The organism is Escherichia sp. TW14182, from assembly GCF_000208525.1.
GTDB lineage: Bacteria > Pseudomonadota > Gammaproteobacteria > Enterobacterales > Enterobacteriaceae > Escherichia > Escherichia ruysiae.
The window spans coordinates 1-4,444 of the sequence record NZ_AEJZ01000272.1 but is presented as its reverse complement, the minus strand read 5'-3'; the positions used below and the strand labels follow the sequence as shown (position 1 = coordinate 4,444).

Annotated in this window: 4 protein-coding genes; 2 read left to right on the top strand and 2 right to left on the bottom strand. The window is 49.9% G+C overall.

Features of this window, described 5'->3' with window-relative positions:
- Window positions 1–126: 126 nt before the first annotated feature.
- Entirely contained in the window at window positions 127–822 is a 696-nt protein-coding gene (gene aqpZ / locus EQY_RS0119765; protein ID WP_010347562.1) for an aquaporin Z, read from the bottom strand.
- Between the two features lie 423 nt (window positions 823–1,245).
- Between aqpZ and EQY_RS0119760 the strand changes: the two genes are divergently transcribed.
- The gene (locus tag EQY_RS0119760) at window positions 1,246–2,904 is read left to right on the top strand and encodes an ATP-dependent endonuclease (protein ID WP_000599824.1); all 1,659 of its coding nucleotides are present in this window, start codon (window positions 1,246–1,248) and stop codon (window positions 2,902–2,904) included.
- Here EQY_RS0119760 and EQY_RS0119755 read toward each other — a convergent pair.
- Window positions 2,901–3,857: a VirK/YbjX family protein gene (locus EQY_RS0119755; protein WP_137598424.1), complete on the bottom strand. Its 957-nt coding sequence runs from the start codon at window positions 3,855–3,857 to the stop codon at window positions 2,901–2,903. The two genes, EQY_RS0119760 and EQY_RS0119755, sit on opposite strands and share 4 nt — an antisense overlap.
- Before the next feature lie 150 nt (window positions 3,858–4,007).
- Here EQY_RS0119755 and EQY_RS0119750 point away from each other — a divergent pair.
- Window positions 4,008–4,444 (top strand): efflux RND transporter periplasmic adaptor subunit (locus tag EQY_RS0119750; RefSeq protein ID WP_000797454.1); only part of this gene is annotated, 437 nt, incomplete at its 3' end.

Genomic DNA, 4,444 nt, shown 5'->3' with positions numbered 1-4,444 from the left:
AGCCCACATCCATGTGGGCTGCCCCGGCCTTCGGGGAACGCTTCAGCGATTTTGACGCCACCAACACCCGTGCGGTTTGTAACGTCGAAGATAAAACAATCAGGGCAGATAAAATGCCAATGCTAATTAATCACGCTTTTCCAGCAGAGTACGGTAAATCAGACCACCGATAATACCGCCGACAATTGGCACCACCCAGAAGAACCACAGTTGTTCTAATGCCCAACCGCCCTGGAAGATAGCAACCGCAGTACTGCGCGCCGGGTTAACGGAAGTGTTAGTCACCGGAATACTGATTAAGTGAATCAGTGTTAATGCCAGACCAATGGCAATGGGTGCAAAACCCGCCGGAGCGTATTTGTCGGTTGCGCCGTGGATCACCAGCAGGAAACCCGCACTCAGTACCAGTTCAACCACCAGTGCAGAAAGCATGGAATAACCGCCCGGTGAATGCTCGCCATAACCGTTAGAAGCAAAACCGCTGGCTGCCGCGTCAAATCCAGCTTTGCCGCTGGCAATTAAATACAGCAATGCCGCCGCCACAATACCGCCGACAACCTGGGCAATCACATAGCCAACGACTTCTTTTGCCGGGAAACGACCGCCAGCCCATAAACCAATAGTGACCGCCGGGTTAAAATGACCACCAGAAATATGACCGACAGCGAAGGCCATGGTCAGTACGGTCAGACCAAAAGCCAGCGCAACACCAGCAAAACCAATGCCTAATTCCGGGAACGCTGCTGCCAGCACTGCGCTACCGCAGCCACCAAATACAAGCCAGAAAGTACCAAAACATTCAGCTGCTAATTTTCTGAACATATCCACCTCAATTAAAAATTGACCCTGTGAAAAATATGGTCGTTTTATAGGGTCGTCGTAAAAAAGTGACGACAGAAATAATGCGTGGGTATTTTAAAAACGAAGGCGAGTCATTCGCCAGATAAATAAATCCAGTAATTTTGATTTAGGGCAATAGTCAGTTCCCTCATATAGTCATTTGCCTGATTGACATTGTAGTGCAAACAACTGAATTAAGCCTTTGGTGGTAACAAAAATAATTCATAAGCTAATTATTTGATTTCGTTGTTTTTTCAGGGGGATCGTTAAGAGGGTATATAACACAATTATTCGCTCATTTTTCAGTCATTTGCCATGCTTAATTGTGCTGTCATCACGTATTGTCACCGTCTTTCTCGTTATACTGCCGGAGTAGAAGATAAATAACATATTTCTGGAGGGGATATGATTCTTGAGCGCGTTGAAATTGTGGGTTTTCGCGGTATCAACCGTTTATCGTTGATGCTGGAACAAAACAATGTCCTGATTGGGGAGAACGCGTGGGGTAAATCCAGCTTGCTGGACGCTTTAACCCTGCTGTTATCGCCAGAGTCAGATCTCTACCATTTTGAGCGCGACGATTTCTGGTTTCCGACGGGAGATATCAATGGGCGGGAACATCATCTGCATATCATTTTGACCTTCCGCGAATCGCTGCCAGGCCGGCATCGGGTGCGCCGCTATCGTCCGCTGGAAGCGTGCTGGACGCCGTGCGCCGATGGCTATCACCGTATTTTTTATCGCCTGGAAGGGGAGAGTGCGGAAGACGGCAGTGTGATGACACTCCGCAGTTTTCTCGATAAAGACGGACATCCGATTGATGTCGAGGATATTAACGATCAGGCACGCCATCTGGTGCGTTTAATGCCGGTGCTGCGCTTGCGTGATGCCCGTTTTATGCGCCGTATTCGTAGTGGCACGGTGCCAAATGTCCCCAATGTGGAAGTCACCGCACGCCAGCTCGATTTCCTCGCCCGTGAGTTATCCTCGCATCCACAAAATCTCTCTGATGGGCAGATTCGTCAGGGACTTTCGGCAATGGTGCAACTGCTTGAGCATTATTTCTCTGAGCAGGGAGCCGGACAGGCGAGATATCGTTTAATGCGGCGGCGAGCCAGCAATGAGCAACGAAGCTGGCGATATCTGGATATCATCAACCGGATGATTGACCGGCCTGGAGGTCGCTCGTATAGGGTTATTTTGCTCGGCCTGTTTGCCACTTTATTGCAGGCAAAAGGTACATTACGGCTGGATAAAGACGCCCGTCCATTATTGCTGATAGAAGATCCAGAAACCCGTTTACACCCCATTATGCTTTCCGTTGCCTGGCATCTGCTGAATCTTCTGCCATTGCAACGTATTGCTACAACCAACTCTGGCGAGCTGCTTTCGTTAACACCGGTAGAGCATGTTTGCCGTCTGGTGCGTGAATCTTCTCGCGTTGCCGCCTGGCGTCTGGGGCCGAGTGGCTTGAGTACTGAAGATAGCCGACGCATATCCTTTCATATTCGTTTTAATCGTCCGTCATCGCTGTTTGCTCGCTGCTGGTTGCTGGTGGAAGGGGAAACAGAAACCTGGGTTATCAATGAACTGGCGCGCCAGTGTGGACACCATTTCGATGCCGAAGGGATCAAGGTCATTGAATTTGCCCAGTCCGGGCTAAAGCCACTGGTTAAATTTGCCCGGCGAATGGGGATTGAATGGCATGTACTGGTCGATGGTGATGAAGCAGGGAAGAAATATGCCGCTACGGTACGCAGCCTGTTGAATAACGATCGGGAAGCTGAACGAGAACATTTAACGGCGTTACCGGCGCTGGATATGGAACATTTTATGTATCGCCAGGGATTTTCCGATGTGTTCCACCGCGTGGCGCAGATCCCGGAAAATGTGCCGATGAATCTGCGCAAAATTATCTCGAAGGCGATCCATCGCTCTTCCAAACCCGATCTTGCCATTGAAGTGGCAATGGAGGCCGGCCGTCGTGGTGTGGAATCCGTACCGACGCTGCTGAAAAAAATGTTCTCACGCGTGCTGTGGCTGGCGCGCGGTCGGGCAGATTAACCGCGAAACATCGTTGCCATCTGTGGCTGAATGGCGTCGAGCATCTCATAGCGCCGACGGTATTCAGCTCGTTTTTTACTGGCGATTTCGGCAACTTCTTTTCGTGCTATCAGTGCCGGAAGGCGGTAATGGCGTTCAGCATCACATACGCCGCCAACCGATTCCCAGAAAGCGTTGTAATCAGCGTGGATCTTGCCTTCTTTATCGCGATAACGCAGGCTGCGGTAAATATGCGTTTCATTGCTGACGGCAATAATCTGCTCTACCTGCAAACGTTGGGCAAACAGACAGGCCGCTTCCATCACGAGGCGTTTTGGGAATAGCCCGTGGCAGGCTTTCGTCGCATTCTGAATTTCCTGATGCGGAATTTCCCATTTCGCACCTTGCAGTCCACCAATAAACATCGTTCTTTTCCCCTGATATTCACACAGGGTAAAAGTGATCTCTGCCAGAGGAATACCTTCACTGTTGCGGAACAGGATTGTGCTGTCACCTTCTTTATCCATTGAGATCATCATGGTCAGCTCAAGCGTGAACGGCTCACCATTTTTACCTTCCAGCTTCGCCAGTTGCAGGCCGGGGGTATTCAAATATAAGCTGAATTCTTCTGCCGACATACACGCACGCAGCAATGCATAATGGTAACGTAGCGCCTCGAGTAATTGCTTACGGCTAAGATTGGCGGCAAGGTAAGGGCGATGCAGACGAACAGGCAGTCGCGGCTGGCGTGTTAACAGCGTATTGAGATTAGGCCAGTGGGATAGTTCGTTCATCCATTCAACGCTTAAGCGCGGCATAATCAACGAGCGCAGCAAAAATTTCTGACGAAAGCTACGTCGGTGCCAGAATTTACCTGGTCGACACTGTCCGCGTGCCAGACTAAGAAAAAGAGACAGGCTGCTGAGAGATTCAGATGGCGTAAAGGACCGTTCAGTTAGCTGCGACATATTCATGAAATCAATGGTTATACATGACGCCGATTTCACCATTGCGTATCTTAACCAAACATCAATAGTGTGATTACTAACGTAAATTTTAGGGTTTTGTTGATATTTCGTTGAAGTTGATGACCCGGATTGGCATATGGAGTATTCAGAATATTTATGAAAAATCGGAGAACCGTGAAGAAACGTTACGTTATTGCGCTGGTGATAGTCATCGCCGGGCTGATTGCGTTATGGAGAATTCTCAACGCGCCCGTGCCGACTTATCAGACACTGATTGTTCGCCCCGGTGATTTGCAGCAAAGCGTACTGGCGACCGGAAAGCTGGACGCGCTGCGTAAGGTTGACGTGGGCGCGCAGGTTAGCGGTCAGTTGAAAACGCTGTCGGTGGCGATTGGCGATAAAGTTAAAAAAGATCAGCTTTTAGGGGTTATTGATCCTGAGCAGGCTGAAAACCAGATCAAGGAAGTGGAAGCAACACTGATGGAGCTGCGCGCGCAGCGGCAACAGGCGGAAGCGGAGTTGAAACTGGCGCGGGTGACGTATTCACGTCAACAACGTCTGGCGCAAACGCAGGCGGTTTCACAACAAGATCT